Genomic DNA, 14,927 nt, shown 5'->3' with positions numbered 1-14,927 from the left:
CTTAGAACTTGAAGGCGGACTTCAGACGGACACCGGTTTCCATGTCACGCTCTTCCCACGTCGAAACGGCGTTCAGATCGTCGGCACCGACGCTGACTTCACCGCCGACCGAAAAACGCGGCGTGATCTTGAAGGTGGCTCCGGCCTGCATTTCCTGGCGTGGAAGCGGGGAAAGGCTCGCAGATGGACGCGACAGCCTGTCGATCCGGAATTCCCAGCGATCACTGCCGGAGAACTGCATGGAGACATCTTCAGACGGCTCAGCCTGCCAGACGGGGCGGGCATCGACCGGCTTTGAAATGGCAAACTGGCGATACCAGTCGATCTTGCCGGCCTCAGTTTCGGAAAGCTGCGGTGTATCCACGGTGACCGTCGGCACGCGCGAATCCTCCTGCGCGGCTGCTGGCATCGCCAGAACCGTCGCTGAGAACACACAAGTGAGCAGAAGCCCAAGCCGCATAATTTGCACCGTTTTCCTCGCCTAACATTAGGGGTCCGATGACCTAAACAGAAGATTAATTATCGGACAGTCCTGATAAACTAATGCGATAGTGTGATTTCTATCACAATTCCTTCCCCTCCAAGGGGGTAAGAAGCCGCATCTGCCGTGAAATCCAGCTGGTCATGACGGTATCCGAACGCAATTCGTGCAGACTCAGTCACCGGCCGGGCGAGTCCGGCGCGCCAGGATTCCCCTTCGACGCCTGCGGCTTCGTCGGTGGCGCGGCCATATTCAACGCCCCAGTCGAAACCGAGAGCCGATTGCGTGATCCCCGCAGTCCAGGCCGAATAGTCCCCTGGACGTCCCGTCAGGCCATTATCGCTGCCCTGCCAGCTGGCACCGACAACTGTATCCTTCCACTCTGCATTTGCGCCGAACGACAAGGTTTCCACCGTGCCGTATGTCACCGGTGACACCGGAGACGCATCGACGTCCGCGCGGCTCCACGCTGTTGATGCGCGCACGCGCACGCCACTTTCCCTGAAACGGTGATTGAAACTGAGGCTGGCTTCTCCTGCATCGGAGATCGAATAGGCGGCCGTGCCGGGCAGGATCCGCACCGGATCGCGGTCCAGACCACGCACATCTGCGTCGGGCGTATAGGAAAGTCCGCCCTTGAAACCGACGATTCTCGGCGTGGTGTAGGACACTTTTGCGGCCGGACCCGTCAGGTCATGATCCGTCCGCACAATCGCCCCGCCGTCCGGATCCAGTCTGGGGGCGTGCAGTGAAACCGTCGAAAACAGGGAGGGCGCGCCCTGTGAGAACCGTTTCGCAATCCCCTCGTCCCGCCCGAGGCGGACTTCACCATATCCGCCCTCGGCGTAGAGATAGGCTGTCTGCAAAACGCTGCGCGCGCCATCGTCTTCCATGCCTGGCGACCGGGCGAGCCCGCTGAAGGCCCCGGCGATGGCGGGCGTACCGGGCACCGGCGCAGCAACGATGCCGGAAAATCCCAGCCGGGATGGATGGTCCTGTTGGGCGTCCATCTGCAGCGCCAGCCCAAGCACAAGGCCATTGTCCAGCGCGCGATTGGTATCAACGCCGAAGCCCAACCGGTAAAGCGCAGGCTGATCGGCACCGGGCGACAGCACGAGGCCCGCCTCGGCCTTCCAGTCCGTTTCCCATAGGGACCAATCTTCCTGAGCCAGCGCAGGCAGGCAGGCCGTGGCCGAGACAAAGGCCAGAAGGATCGGACGTTTCATGCTTTTCTCCTCCGGGGTGCTGCACACATGAGCACTGGCGAGCCCAGACTCGTGTTGTTATACAACGCCGGTCTACAAGGTATTGCGCTCGGGAACTTACCTCATGAACAAATATGTCTTCTCCGCGGCAGCCGCTGCCCTGTTTGCACTGGTCGGTTGCCAAGGTGGTGGAAAGCGGCTCAGCGCAGACGCCCAGGTCGCTGCGACGAATGTCGGGACAGTGAACCCCTATCTGTGGCGCGCCTCGCTCGACACGTTCACCAACATGCCCGTGCAGAGCACCGATCCGATCGGCGGCCTGATCGTGTATGACTGGAAAAGCTTCCCGGGCTCCGAGAATGAACGCATCAAGGCGACTGTCTATATCCTTGATACCCGGCTACGCGCCGACGGTGTAAAAGTGGCCGTGTTCCGGCAAATAAATCAGGATGGCACCTGGGTCGATGCACCGGTTGATCCGGAAACCTCGATGCAGCTTGAAAATGCGATCCTTGACCGCGCGCGGAACCTCAAGAACTCGCAACTCGGCTAAAAGCCGGTCAGATCAGACGACAATCAAGGGAGAGGCCAATGGCCACCCGGTACGATCCGCAAACCGCGGAAGAGAAATGGCGTGAAGCCTGGGCCAAGGCGGACCTGTTCAGGGCGAAATCGCCGAAGGAAGCCGGCGACGCCCCGAAAGCCTACGTGCTGGAGATGTTCCCATATCCGTCCGGGCGCCTGCATATGGGCCATGTGCGGAACTACGCCATGGGCGATGTCGTTGCCCGCCACCGCCGCGCCAAGGGGTACAATGTGCTGCACCCCATGGGCTGGGACGCTTTCGGCATGCCGGCGGAGAACGCCGCGATGGAGAAAAACGTCCACCCCGGCAAATGGACCTACCAGAACATCGCCGCGATGAAGGCCCAGTTTGCAAAACTCGGCCTGTCGCTGGACTGGAGCCGGGAATTTGCCACTTGCGACCCGGAATATTACGGCGCGCAGCAAGCCCTGTTCCTGAAGATGCTGGACAAGGGCCTGGTCTACCGGAAAGCGTCCAAGGTGAACTGGGACCCGGTCGACAATACGGTTCTGGCGAACGAACAAGTGATCGACGGGCGCGGCTGGCGCTCGGGCGCGCTGGTTGAGCAGCGCGAACTGACACAGTGGTTCTTCAACATTACGCATTATGCCGAGGACCTTCTGGAAGAAGTTCAGAAGCTGGAGCGCTGGCCTGAAAAGGTGCGCACCATGCAGGCGAACTGGATCGGCCGGTCGGAAGGCCTGCAGATGCAGTTCGAGTGGGACGGCGACGCGCCGGCCAATTTCGACACCGGCATCGAAATTTTCACGACACGGCCGGACACGCTGTTCGGTGCAAGCTTCATTGCCCTGTCGCCGGATCATCCGCTGACTATCCAGCTGGCGGAAACCTCCGAAGAGCTGAAAGCCTTCCGCGGGAAATGCGCCCAGGTCGGCACCAGCGAGGAGGCCATCGAGAAGGCCGAGAAGCTGGGCTTCGACACGGGCCTGACTGTGAAGCACCCGTTCGTGGACGGAAAAACCCTACCGGTCTGGGTCGCGAACTTCGTTCTGATGGGTTATGGCACCGGCGCGATTTTCGGCTGTCCGGCACATGACCAGCGGGACATCGAGTTTGCCCGCAAATTCGGTCTGGACGTCACGCCCGTCGTGCTGCCGCCTGGCGCCGAGCGGGCCAGCTACACGGTTGAAGACGAGGCCTATACCGGCCCCGGCTCCATCTTCAATTCCGAGTTCCTCGATGGCCTCGGCATTGAAGACGCCAAACGCACCGCAATCGAACGAATCGAGAGCATGGGTCTCGGCGCCGGTACGGTGAACTACCGCCTGCGTGACTGGGGCGTCTCCCGGCAGCGTTACTGGGGTTGCCCCATTCCGGTGGTACACTGTGAGAATTGCGGCGTGGTGCCGGTGCCGGAAAGCGACCTGCCCGTACGCCTGCCGGACGATGTGACCTTTGACCAGCCGGGGAACCCGCTGGACCGGCACGCGACCTGGAAACATGTCGACTGTCCGAAGTGTGGCAAACCGGCCCGGCGTGAAACCGACACGCTGGATACGTTCGTGGATTCTTCCTGGTACTATGCGCGCTTCGCCAGCGCGGACGATCTGGAAGAACGCGCCTATTGGCTGCCGGTCGATCAATATGTCGGCGGCATCGAACATGCCGTGCTGCACCTGTTGTATTCCCGCTTCTTCTCCCGTGCGATGCGGGACATAGGCGAACTCGACCTGCCGAGCGGCGAGCCCTTCGCCGGCCTGTTCACACAAGGCATGGTGACCCACGAGACCTACAAGTCCGCCGCCGGGCAATGGCTGCAGCCATCGGAAGTCGAGCAGGAAGGTGACACCTGGATTGAAAAGGCCACTGGCGGAATCGTAACGCCTGGTCCGATCGAGAAGATGTCGAAATCCAAGAAGAACACGGTCGATCCCGATGCGATCATTGCCGAGTTCGGGGCCGACGTTGCCCGCTGGTTCGTGCTGTCCGACTCCCCGCCAGAGCGCGATGTTGAGTGGACCCAGGCTGGCGTTGAAGGGGCAGGCCGCTTTGGGCAGCGCCTTTGGAGCCTGTTCGACGCGCTGGGCGATCTGGAAAAAGCCAGCCCTGCCGAAGATGCCGCCTCCATCACGGTGCGCAAGGCAAGCCACAAGGCTGTCGCCGCCATCGACAAAGCCATTGAGGAATTCCGCTTCAACTCCGCCGTTGCCAGTATCCATGAATGGGTGAGCGTGTTGAAAAAAGCCGAATCTTCGGACGAAGCTGTCGGGGCCCGCTTTGAAGGTGCCTCCATGCTGGCCCGCTGCCTGACACCTTTCATGCCGCACCTGGCCGAATCCTGCTGGGAACGGATCGGCGGAGAAGGGTTTGTGTCTGCTGCGCCCTGGCCAGTGGCCGACAAGACGCTCACCGAGGACGATGCCGTGACCATGGCCGTTCAGGTCAATGGCAAGCGCCGCGGCGAAATCACCGTCCCGAAAGGCGAATCCAACGAAGCCGTGGAGGCTGTCGCACACGCCCTGCCCGAAGTGGTCTCGTTTATCGAAGGCAAGACCGTGAAGAAAACCATTGTCGTGCCGGGCCGCATCGTGAATATCGTGGTGGCATGAAACGCTTCCTGATCGCGCTCGCTCTTGTTCTGCCGGCCTGCGGCTTCCAGCCTGTCTATGCGCCTGGCGGCAGCGCATCGTTTGCGTCCGGCAACATCACCATCAAAGAGATTCCAGGCCGCTCGGGTTATATGCTGCGCCGCGCGCTGCAGCAGGAACTCGCCGCAGGCCTGCCGAATCTCAGCACGACGGCGACCCTTGAAGTGAAGCTGAGTGACGGGCTAACCCGGCTGCAGTTCAAACCGGACGGGGCCGCATCGCGTTCATCCTATAATGCCAGTGCATCCTATGTGCTGTCGGGGGAGAAAATCAGCGTCTTCGGAAATTCCGATGCCGAAACCAGCTTCTCCGTGCCGGACGCACCTTATGGGGACATTTCAGCCCAGACCAATGCAAGCGATCGGGTGATGCGTGTCCTGGCCGGCCGCATTGTCGATGACTTGCGGTTGCAGCTCTCCACGAAAAACTGATGCTGCTCCAGGGCAAAAAGGCTGCATCCTTTGCCCGGAAGCCGGATCCCGATGTCTGGGCGGTGCTTGCCTTTGGAGAGGACGAGGGCCTGGCCAGCGACAATGGCCAGCTGTTGATTTCCGCCTGGGCGGGCAAGGACGCACATGCCGACGTCACCCTGCTGGACGACGACGCTATCCGAAAAGAACCTGCCCTTTTGTTCGACGCACTCGAAGCCGTTTCCCTGTTGGGCGATCCACGTGTTGTTCGCGTGAGAACCAGCGGCGACAAGATCGCAAAACTGCTGATCGAGGCGATTGAAGACGGCGATAAAAGTGATGGCCGGTTCAGTGCACATCTGCTGATCGAGGCTGGCAGCCTGCCGAAAAAGTCCAAGCTTCGCAGCGCGGCTGAATCGGCAAAACGGACAGCCGGTCTTCAGTTCTTCGCGGATGAAGGTGTTGATATCGAGCAGCGCGCCAAGCAGGCGCTCAAGGAAGCCGGGGTCGACATCGATCCTGAAGCCTTGCGTCTGTTCGTCGGCGACCTGCCCGGGCATCGTATGGCCGCCAATTCCGAAATCGAAAAACTGGGACTCTATGCCCGTGGCCTCGGCAGGGCCGTTTCGGTGGCGGATGTCCGGGCGCTCTGCGCAACCGAGTTCGAACAGACTCTGTCAACGGCCATTTCGGCCACGCTGGACGGCCATCCGGCAGCCGCCAATGCCGCGTTCGAAAAACTCGCTTTGGCTGGCACGGCGGGGATCAGCGTTCTGCGTTCACTCCAGTTCGAGGTTCGCCGGATGCTGGACGCGCATGTCCGGATCGAAGAAGGACAGTCTAACCCGAACATGAAGCTGCGCCCGCCCGTCTGGCAGAGTGAATGGCCTGCTTATCGCGCCCGTCTCAGCAAATGGCCTGTCAGGCGCCTCACCCGCGTGATGGAACGGATCTATGACGCCGAAGCCCAGGCAAAGCGGGCGGGCGGCAGTACAGACGCTGTTGTCCGTGTACTGATGAATGATCTTGCAAGGGCGGCAGAGGCCGCCCGTTAGGAATCAGGTCTTGCGCCGTGTCAGCCGGCGGCAGACATCGTCCAGCTGCTCCAGGTCACGATATTTGATACGCAGTTCCCCGCCATTCTGGCCGTGCCGGATATCCACCTGCAGGCCAAGCTGACGCATCAGGTCGGCTTCCAGCGCTTCCGTATCGACATCCTTTTCGGCGGCCTTGGGCTTGGCAGACCTCGTTTCCAGAGACCCGCCATCCCGGGCGCCTTTGACCAGGGCTTCGACCTCACGGACGCTGAGGCCGCGTTCCGCTGCCATCTCGATAACGGCTTCCGGATCCGGTGCCCCAAGTGCTGCACGGGCATGGCCCGCACTGACCTTGCCTTCACGAACATAGGCCCGCGCGGCATCCGGCAGTTGGAGCAGACGGAGCGTGTTGGTGATGTGTACACGACTTTTGCCGACGCTGCTGGCGAGGCCTTCCTGAGTCCGCCCAAACCGGCTCATCAGCGCTTCATAGGCTTCAGCCTCTTCGATCGGATTGAGATCTGCGCGTTGCACATTTTCGATGATGCCGACTTCCAGCAGCTCCAGCTCGTCGACGTTCCGGACGACAGCCGGGATCGATTCGAGACCCGCAAGCCGGGCGGCGCGCCAACGGCGCTCTCCCGCGATGATCTGATACTTGCCAGCATCTTTCGGATCGGGCCGGACAAGAATGGCCTGAAGAATACCTTTGGTGCGGATCGATTCCGCCAGTTCCTGCAGGGCGGCTTCATCGAATGTCCGGCGCGGCTGGGACGGGTTGCGCCGGATGCTCGTGATCGCAATTTCATTGACGCCTGCGGGAGCGGCCCCTGTTCCCGGCTCCGGCTTTGCTGGCGTCGATGCTTCGACCTCGCCAATCAGGGATGACAGGCCACGACCGAGGCGGCTTGGTTTCTGTTTGGATTCCTTTGCCATGTCGGTCAGGCCGCCCGTGCCTTTTCGCGCTGCAGAACTTCCGAGGCGAGCCGGATATAGGCTTCACTGCCCGGACAGCGATAATCATACAGCAGCGCTGGCTTGCCGAAGGATGGTGCCTCAGACAGACGCACATTGCGCGGGATCACCGTGTTGTAGACCTTGTTGCCGAAGAAGGCCCGGACCTCATCGGCCACCTGGTCCGAAAGATTGTTGCGCCGGTCATACATGGTCAGCACAACGCCCTGGATTTCCAGATTCGGGTTCAGGCCCTGACGCACGACATCCACGGTACGAAGCAACTGGCTGAGACCTTCGAGCGCCAGGAACTCGCACTGCAACGGAACGAGCAGCGCATCGGCGGCGGTCATGGCGTTCATCGTCAGCGCCGACAGTGACGGCGGGCAATCGATAAGGATGTAGTCATAGCGCGGCAGACCCTGCTCTTCTGCGCGGTCAACATAGTTGTGGAGTGCTTCACGCAGGCGATAGGACCGGTGCGGATCTGCGGCCAGTTCCGTCTCGACGCCCGACAGGTTCTCATCACCAGGGACAATGTCGAGGCGTGGAACGATGGTCGACAGAACCGCCTGTTCCAATGGCAAACGATCCACGACGATGTCGTAAGACGTCGTCGCGCGGTCGGTTCGTTCGATTCCCAGACCGGTGGAGGCGTTGCCCTGTGCGTCGAAGTCGACAATCAGGACGCGGCGGCCAACGGCGGCAAGCGCCGTTCCGAGATTGATTGAAGTTGTGGTTTTGCCGACGCCACCCTTTTGGTTCACGACAGCAAAGATTCTAGGCCTAATACCTGCCACCTCGTAGCTCCCTGACAATCAGAATTGTACCTGACCCACCAACCCGGCTTGGAATCGCCTCATAAGCGAAGTTCCATGTTTGGCTAGCCTCCGTCAATTCTTCTTTCCAGCGTTCGCCTTTAAGGAAAAGCCCTGATGCACCCTGTTCGAGCCAGGGCGCAGCATATTCGAGCAGTTTCGGAAGCGGTGCAAAAGCCCGCGCCGTGACATAGTCGGCCGGTATGGGGCCCACAGATTCGACCCGCTCCTGACGAACAGATGCCGTCAGACCTGCGGCCTCAATGGCGGCGCGCAGGAACGCACACTTCTTTCCGACGCTTTCAATCATGGTCACATGACCCGCCGGCCGGGCGGCCGCGATGATCAATCCCGGAAAGCCGGCCCCTGATCCCAGGTCCACGACCTTCGCATCATCCGGAAGATGATCCAGAAGCTGGAAACAATCGGCGACATGTCGCGTCCAGATCACCGGCCATTCCCTCGGGCCGATCAGATTGCTGCGTTTCCGCCACTCGTCGAGCGTCGCGATGACACGATCCAGCCGCTCCAGTGTTTCACGTGAAACATCCTCTGCGGCGAGAAAGGCCGCGCGATCCTGATTTACCATGACTTAGCCCGCCTTCCGGCGGCGTTTGACGTGACCCAATAGTGCCGTGAGGGCACCTGGCGTGACTCCCTCAATGCGGGAAGCTTGTCCGAGCGTGGCCGGACGAATGGCCTCAAGCTTCTGCCGGACTTCGTTTGAAAGGCCGCCAATCGCCGAATAGTCGATTGCCTCGGGAATACGGAGCGCTTCATCCCGGCGGAGCGCTTCGACATCTCCGGCCTGACGTTCGATATATCCCGAATAAAGCGCCTCGATTTCCAATTGTGCCGCGATGTCCGGTTCAATTCCGGAAAGCTCCGGCCAAACTTTCACGAGCGTCTCGAGAGAGATGTCCTTGTATCCGAGATATTCCCAGGCGGTACGGACCCGGCCATCCTGATTAACGTTCCACCCGGCCTCCCGGGCCTTGGCGGGGGACAATGACAGGGTTTGGAGCGTTTTTCGGGATTCCGAGAGGGCCAAATGTTTCACGTGAAACATCGCCGCCCGGTCCGGACCGACGCATCCGGCCTCGATTCCTTTCCCGGTCAGACGCTGATCGGCATTGTCAGCGCGAAGGGCCAACCGGTATTCCGCCCGTGATGTGAACATCCGATAGGGCTCCGTCACACCGCGTGTAATCAGATCGTCGACAAGAACCCCGATATAGGCTTCGGCCCGGTCCAGAATGATTGGATCTTTCCCGTCCGTGGCGCGGGCCGCATTGAGTCCGGCCATAAGGCCCTGGGCGCCGGCTTCTTCGTAGCCAGTCGTGCCATTGATCTGGCCCGCAAGATAAAGACCGGGCAGGACCTTCACTTCCAGCGCCGCATTCAGGGCGCGCGGATCGACATAATCATATTCGATGGCATAGGCGTGCTGGAGGATTTTCACATTCTCCAGACCGGGGATCGTCCGGACGAATTGTTCCTGGACCTCTTCGGGAAGCGATGTGGAAATGCCGTTCGGATAGACCGTGTGATCGTCGAGACCTTCGGGTTCCAGGAAAACCTGATGCCGGTCCCGGTCGGCGAACCGGTTCACCTTGTCTTCGATGGAGGGGCAATAACGTGGACCCCGGCCCGCAATCGCCCCGGAATAAACGGCCGACTGTTCCATGTTTTCTTCGATGATCGCGTGGGTTTCCGGCGTGGTCCACGTAATGCCGCAGGAAATCTGCGGCACATCAATCCGGTCCGTCATGTAGGAGAAGGGCACAGGCGTCTCATCGGCCGGCTGCATTTCCAGCCGATCCCAGTCGATGGTCCGGCCATCCAGCCGGGCAGGCGTGCCGGTTTTCAAACGGCCCATCGGCAGGTCCAGGCTGTAGAGCCGGTCTGACAGACCAATTGCCGGCGCTTCACCAACCCGGCCTGCCGGAATACGCTTTGCGCCGATATGGATCTCGCCTTTCAGGAAAGTCCCGGTTGTGATGACCACTTTGGCCGCATGATAAGAGTCGCCACCAAGGCCCACGACACCTGCAACCTGCCCGTCCTTCACGATCAGATCTTCGGCGCCATCCTCAATGACTGTCAAATTGGTGTGGTTCAGGATCTCTTCCTGCATAGCCTGGCGATAAAGCTTCCGGTCGATCTGAGCACGCGGACCCCAGACGGCGGGGCCTTTGGACCGGTTCAACATGCGGAACTGGATACCCGCCTTGTCGGCGAGCCGTCCCATCAGGCCATCGAGCGCGTCGATCTCCCGGACGAGGTGACCCTTGCCCAGCCCGCCAATCGCCGGGTTGCAGCTCATCTCTCCGATCGTGGATATCTTGTGCGTTACCAGCGCCGTCTTCGCGCCATAGCGCGCAGCAGCGGATGCGGCTTCGCATCCGGCGTGGCCGCCACCGACGACAATGACATCAAAGCGGGTATTTCCCGTCATGGCTCTGCTCATCCTGTGGATAATGAGCGGGCTATATAACGCCGGGTGCGCCTAAACCCTAGGGGTCATTTGCCGATACAGAACTGGGAGAAGACAGCGCCCAGAATATCTTCCACGCCGACCGTCCCGATCACAGCGCCCAGTTGGCGCAGCGCCATGCGGACATCTTCGGCCGCAAGTTCTGCACCCATGTCATCTTCGAGCAGCTGCCGGGCCTGGGCCAGACTGGCGAGACCTGCACTCAGCTTCTCCCGATGGCGCGCCCGCGTGATGACCGGGGCTTCCACGGAGGCGGCGCGTTGGGAAATGAAGCTGCCGATCCAGGATTCCAGTTTTTCAACACCCTCACCGGTCGCAGCCGAAACGGGCAGGGCGCTGTCGGGTGCCAGAGCGGCAGAGCGTTGGTCGGCCTTGTTGAAGACCACGATGTCCTGCTGTTCCACCGGCCCGGCAGGCGGTTCCGGATTCGCCCCGTCGATCACATGAATGCGGAGGTCAGCTTCACGCGCGGCACGTTCCGCCCGGCGGACACCTTCGGCTTCTACGATATCTGCCGTTTCCCGAAGACCGGCTGTATCTGCCAGCCAGACGACCTGGCCGCCCAGCACGAGACGGACCTCGACCACGTCACGTGTCGTCCCGGCAATGTCGGTCACGATGGCGGCTTCCCGGCGGGCGATCCGATTGAGCAGGGAAGACTTGCCGGCATTCGGAGGACCAACAATCGCCACCCGGAATCCGTCCCGGATTTTCTCGCCGATACCCCGGTCGCCGAGCGCGTCCTCCAGCTCTGTGATGATCAGATCCAGCTTGTCGAGGATCGGCCGAACCGTATCTTCCGGCGTGTCGCCTTCATCCGGGAAATCGACCATGACTTCGATCAGGGCGAGGACGCCCGTCAGCTCGGCCCGCCAGCGATCATAGGTCTCCGTCAGGCCGCCAGTCAGCTGACGCAGCGCCTGGGCCTTTTGCGCTTCGGTCTCGGCTTCAATGATATCGGCCACGCCTTCAGCTTCGGTCAGGTCCAGCTTGCCAGCCTCAAAGGCGCGGCGTGTGAACTCTCCCGGCTCTGCGAGCCGTACACCCGGCTGGGCTGTCAAAGTCTCTAGTGAGTGTTTGATCACAGCGGGACCGCCATGGAGATACAGCTCCAGCGTGTCTTCGCCTGTGTAGGAATGCGGCCCTGGCATGAAGAGGGCGAGGCCTTCGTCGATCAGCGTGCTGTCTTCATCCCGGAATTTTGTGAGGGTTGCATGCCGTGGCTCAGGCAGGCCGCATTCGAGCAGGGCGCCGGCGACCTTCCAGACCTTGTCGCCCGACAGGCGCAGGATGCAGATTGCAGCAGGGGGCTGGCCCGAAGCGAGGGCGCAGATCGTGTCGCGCTCGCTCATGGCCAAACGCCTCCCGTCAGTTCTTCATCGCTTCGAAGAATTCGTCGTTTGTCTTCGTCTGGCGCAACTTGTCGATCAGGAAGTCGATCGCATCATTGGTGCCCATCGGTCCAAGAATACGGCGAAGAATGTAGATCTTCGACAGCTGATCTTGCGGCGTGATCAGCTCTTCTTTCCGCGTACCGGACTTCATGATGTCGATGGCCGGGAAGGTCCGCTTGTCGGCGATCTTCCGGTCGAGCACGACTTCGGAGTTACCCGTGCCTTTGAATTCCTCGAAGATGACTTCGTCCATCCGGCTTCCGGTATCGATCAGCGCTGTTGCGACGATGGTGAGAGAGCCGCCATTTTCCACGTTCCGGGCGGCCCCGAAGAAACGTTTCGGACGCTGCAGGGCGTTGGCATCGACACCACCGGTCAGCACCTTGCCGGAAGAGGGGACAGTCGTGTTGTAGGCGCGGCCAAGACGCGTGATCGAGTCGAGCAGGATGACGACATCCCGCTTGTGCTCAACGAGGCGTTTGGCTTTCTCGATCACCATTTCGGCGACCTGAACGTGACGGGTTGCCGGCTCGTCGAAGGTTGAGGCGACAACTTCGCCTTTCACCGTGCGGCGCATGTCGGTGACTTCTTCCGGACGCTCGTCGATCAGCAGCACGATCAGGTAGCATTCCGGGTGGTTCTCCTCGATGGCCGAGGCGATGTTCTGCAGCAGCACGGTCTTACCGGTGCGCGGCGGGGCCACGATGAGGGCACGCTGGCCTTTGCCGATCGGCGCGACGATATCGATCACGCGGCCGGAACGGTCTTTCCGGGTCGGGTCCTGGCTTTCCATGCGCAGGCGCTCTTCCGGATAGAGCGGGGTAAGGTTGTCGAAGTGGACTTTCTTGTTGGCTTTGTCCGGCTCTTCGAAATTGATCCGCGACACGTCAGTCAGGGCAAAGTAACGCTCACTGTCCTGCGGCGCGACGATCGGGCCTTCCACGGTATCGCCCGTGCGGATGTTGCCCTTCTTCAGGACTTCCGGGCTGACATAGATGTCGTCCGGACCGGGCAGATAGTTAGATTCCGGCGAACGAAGGAAGCCGAAGCCGTCTGTGAGAACTTCCAGAACACCCTGGCCCGTGATTTCCACTTCACTGTCGGCCAGCTCTTTCAGGATCGCGAAGAGCATGTCCTGCGTCCGCATAGAGGAGGCGTTTTCGACTTCCAGCTCTTCTGCATAAGCGAGTAGCTCTACAGGTGACTTCGCTTTCAGTTCACGAAGGGTCACGCTGGTGACGTTGTCGAGCATCGAAGAGGCCATGCCGATGGATTCCAATTGTAGGGGTCTGCGGGAGACGGGTTTTGGGAGGCCCGGGCAGCGCAAACAGCGTTGCAAGGCACAAGGACTGTGCACCGGATTGCGGCGCTTATGGGCTTACCGTGCCCGGTTCGTCAAGGGTTTCTGCGCAACAGGTCCGGTCAGAAGGGCCGAACCAAGACCATGATGACCACCACGATCATCATCAGGAACGGCACTTCATTCAGCATCCGAAGGGTCCGGGCTGAAACTTTGGATGTGCCCCGGTCGATCCGCTTTCCGACATAAACATAGTAGCCGTGCATGGCTGTGATCAGGGTGACGAACAGGAGCTTTACATGCATCCAGGGCTGCGAGAGCAGGGCGGGGTTCATCCACAGCATCAGGACGCCGAACACCCAAATCAGGATGATCGAGGGATTCATCACGATCAGGCGCAGCTTGTTGGCAGCTGACTTCATCGTTTCGAACAGCGGTTCACCCGGCTGGCTTGCCAGTTGGTGGATCTTGTAGCGCGGATAGATCATGAGGCTCGCCATCGTTGCGATGACGAAGATCACATGCGCGGCTTTGATCCAGTTGTAGAGCATCTCAGCAGGTCTCTCAGGATTGCGGATTGATTGCCTGGCCCGCTTTGCGGACTGGCTGTTTGTGCGGACATCCGCTGAATTCATGCGGGCAGAGACGGTCTCCGCCGCAGGACCGCATCGGTGTTTTCATGCTCAGCGCTTCTGTTGTTTCGCGCGCCAGCATGGAAATGAAGTCGGGATGCGTGCCCAGGGCTTCTACCCGCGTATAGCTCGCGGCGCCGTGTTCTTCGGCCACCAGGCGGTACTCTTCACCCAACTCCACCAATGTCTCGATATGCTCGGAAACAAACGCGATCGGCGCGATCAGGATGTTCTTTCCGGCTTTTGATTTTTCCGCGATGACCTCTTCGGTCGGCGGGCCGATCCATTTCAACGGCCCAACCCGTGACTGGTAACAGGCCGTCACCTCCCAATCTCTCGGAACGCGTCCGATGATCATTTCCGCCATGGTTTCGCATTGCCATTGGTAGGGATCGCCATCCTTGACGATCTTTTCCGGCAGACCATGCGCCGACAGGAGCAGGGACACATTCTCCGGGCGGCCTGCCTTCTCCCAAGCCTGCATGATCCGCTCGACATGGGCCGACACGAAGTCCTCCTCGAAGGGGTAACAACAGACCGTCCGGACCGGATCCTTGTAAGCCTTTTTCCAGGCCGTCAGCGAAGACCCCGTCGTTGTCGTGGAGAATTGTGGATACAGCGGCAGCAGAACCACTTCATCCGCGCCCCAGGCTTTGACATTTTTTGCGGCCTGTTCGGTAAAAGGATGCCAATAGCGCATGGCGATGAAGCAACGCACCTCATCCTCTGGCAATTGCTTCGCCAGTTCTGTCTGCAGGGCCGCGGCTTGTTCCTCTGTTTCCGGCAGAAGGGGAGACCCCCCACCTGCGTCCATCATCGCGTAGTTCTTGATGACGCTCGGCGCCCGCGTCCGCGAGATCAGCCGGGCCAGGAACCAGCGGATCGGCAGAGGGGCCGTAATGATCGCCGGGTCGCGAAACAGGTTCTTCAGAAAGGGACGGACGGACTCCGCCTTGTCCGGTCCACCCAGATTGAACAGTACGACGGCAATCTTCCGGCCCATA

14 protein-coding genes are annotated in these 14,927 nt (G+C 60.6%); 4 read left to right on the top strand and 10 right to left on the bottom strand.

Translation table 11 applies throughout. The features are described from left to right. Position 1: 1 nt before the first annotated feature. Positions 2-460 carry an NtrZ family periplasmic regulatory protein gene (locus tag HAD_RS04390; protein WP_035569640.1) on the bottom strand — a complete coding sequence of 153 codons (459 nt, stop codon included), beginning with the start codon at positions 458-460 and terminating at the stop codon, positions 2-4. An 80-nt stretch (positions 461-540) separates the two neighbouring features. Beyond that, entirely contained in the window at positions 541-1,707 is a 1,167-nt protein-coding gene (locus tag HAD_RS04385) for a porin (protein ID WP_035569639.1), read from the bottom strand. Positions 1,708-1,810: 103 nt separating this feature from the next. Here HAD_RS04385 and HAD_RS04380 point away from each other — a divergent pair, with 103 nt between their 5' ends. The 4 genes from HAD_RS04380 to holA are packed head-to-tail and all read left to right on the top strand — an operon-like array spanning position 1,811 to position 6,346. Then, positions 1,811-2,239 carry a DUF3576 domain-containing protein gene (locus HAD_RS04380; protein ID WP_035569638.1) on the top strand — a complete coding sequence of 143 codons (429 nt, stop codon included), beginning with the start codon at positions 1,811-1,813 and terminating at the stop codon, positions 2,237-2,239. A 38-nt stretch (positions 2,240-2,277) separates the two neighbouring features. Next, the gene (gene leuS / locus HAD_RS04375; RefSeq protein WP_035569637.1) at positions 2,278-4,842 is read left to right on the top strand and encodes a leucine--tRNA ligase; all 2,565 of its coding nucleotides are present in this window, start codon (positions 2,278-2,280) and stop codon (positions 4,840-4,842) included. Next, positions 4,839-5,312, top strand: a complete 474-nt coding sequence (gene lptE, locus HAD_RS17795; protein WP_051595915.1) for an LPS assembly lipoprotein LptE — start codon at positions 4,839-4,841, stop codon at positions 5,310-5,312. Before leuS ends, lptE begins: the two co-directional genes overlap by 4 nt. Beyond that, on the top strand, positions 5,312-6,346 hold the full coding sequence (gene holA / locus HAD_RS04365) for a DNA polymerase III subunit delta (protein ID WP_035569636.1): 1,035 nt from the start codon (positions 5,312-5,314) through the stop codon (positions 6,344-6,346). Before lptE ends, holA begins: the two co-directional genes overlap by 1 nt. 3 nt (positions 6,347-6,349) lie before the next feature. Here the strand turns inward: holA and HAD_RS04360 are convergent, their stop codons facing one another. The 8 genes from HAD_RS04360 to hemH form a co-directional block, all read right to left on the bottom strand. Continuing rightward, positions 6,350-7,264: a ParB/RepB/Spo0J family partition protein gene (locus HAD_RS04360; protein ID WP_035569635.1), complete on the bottom strand. Its 915-nt coding sequence runs from the start codon at positions 7,262-7,264 to the stop codon at positions 6,350-6,352. Between the two features lie 5 nt (positions 7,265-7,269). Beyond that, positions 7,270-8,073 (bottom strand): ParA family protein, encoded by an 804-nt coding sequence (locus HAD_RS04355; RefSeq protein WP_034767098.1) that lies wholly within the window; start codon positions 8,071-8,073, stop codon positions 7,270-7,272. After that, positions 8,069-8,689, bottom strand: coding sequence for a 16S rRNA (guanine(527)-N(7))-methyltransferase RsmG (rsmG, locus tag HAD_RS04350; protein ID WP_051595914.1), 621 nt, complete (start codon positions 8,687-8,689; stop codon positions 8,069-8,071). Before rsmG ends, HAD_RS04355 begins: the two co-directional genes overlap by 5 nt. Positions 8,690-8,692: 3 nt before the next feature. Beyond that, complete coding sequence (gene mnmG, locus HAD_RS04345) at positions 8,693-10,558, bottom strand: tRNA uridine-5-carboxymethylaminomethyl(34) synthesis enzyme MnmG (RefSeq protein WP_035569634.1); 1,866 nt, start codon at positions 10,556-10,558, stop codon at positions 8,693-8,695. A 65-nt stretch (positions 10,559-10,623) separates the two neighbouring features. Further along, positions 10,624-11,949: a tRNA uridine-5-carboxymethylaminomethyl(34) synthesis GTPase MnmE gene (mnmE, locus tag HAD_RS04340; RefSeq protein ID WP_035569633.1), complete on the bottom strand. Its 1,326-nt coding sequence runs from the start codon at positions 11,947-11,949 to the stop codon at positions 10,624-10,626. A 16-nt stretch (positions 11,950-11,965) separates the two neighbouring features. Then, on the bottom strand, positions 11,966-13,255 hold the full coding sequence (gene rho / locus HAD_RS04335) for a transcription termination factor Rho (protein ID WP_321360217.1): 1,290 nt from the start codon (positions 13,253-13,255) through the stop codon (positions 11,966-11,968). A 158-nt stretch (positions 13,256-13,413) separates the two neighbouring features. Continuing rightward, a complete protein-coding gene (locus HAD_RS04330; protein ID WP_035569632.1) occupies positions 13,414-13,842 on the bottom strand; it encodes a CopD family protein in 429 nt (142 codons plus the stop codon). 13 nt (positions 13,843-13,855) lie between these two features. Continuing rightward, on the bottom strand, positions 13,856-14,926 hold the full coding sequence (gene hemH / locus HAD_RS04325) for a ferrochelatase (RefSeq protein WP_035569631.1): 1,071 nt from the start codon (positions 14,924-14,926) through the stop codon (positions 13,856-13,858). Position 14,927 lies beyond the last annotated feature (1 nt).

Source organism: Hyphomonas adhaerens MHS-3, assembly GCF_000685235.1.
Taxonomy (GTDB): Bacteria; Pseudomonadota; Alphaproteobacteria; order Caulobacterales; family Hyphomonadaceae; genus Hyphomonas; species Hyphomonas adhaerens.
The sequence above is the reverse complement of the archived record's forward strand: the minus strand, read 5'-3'. Positions and strand labels throughout refer to the sequence as shown.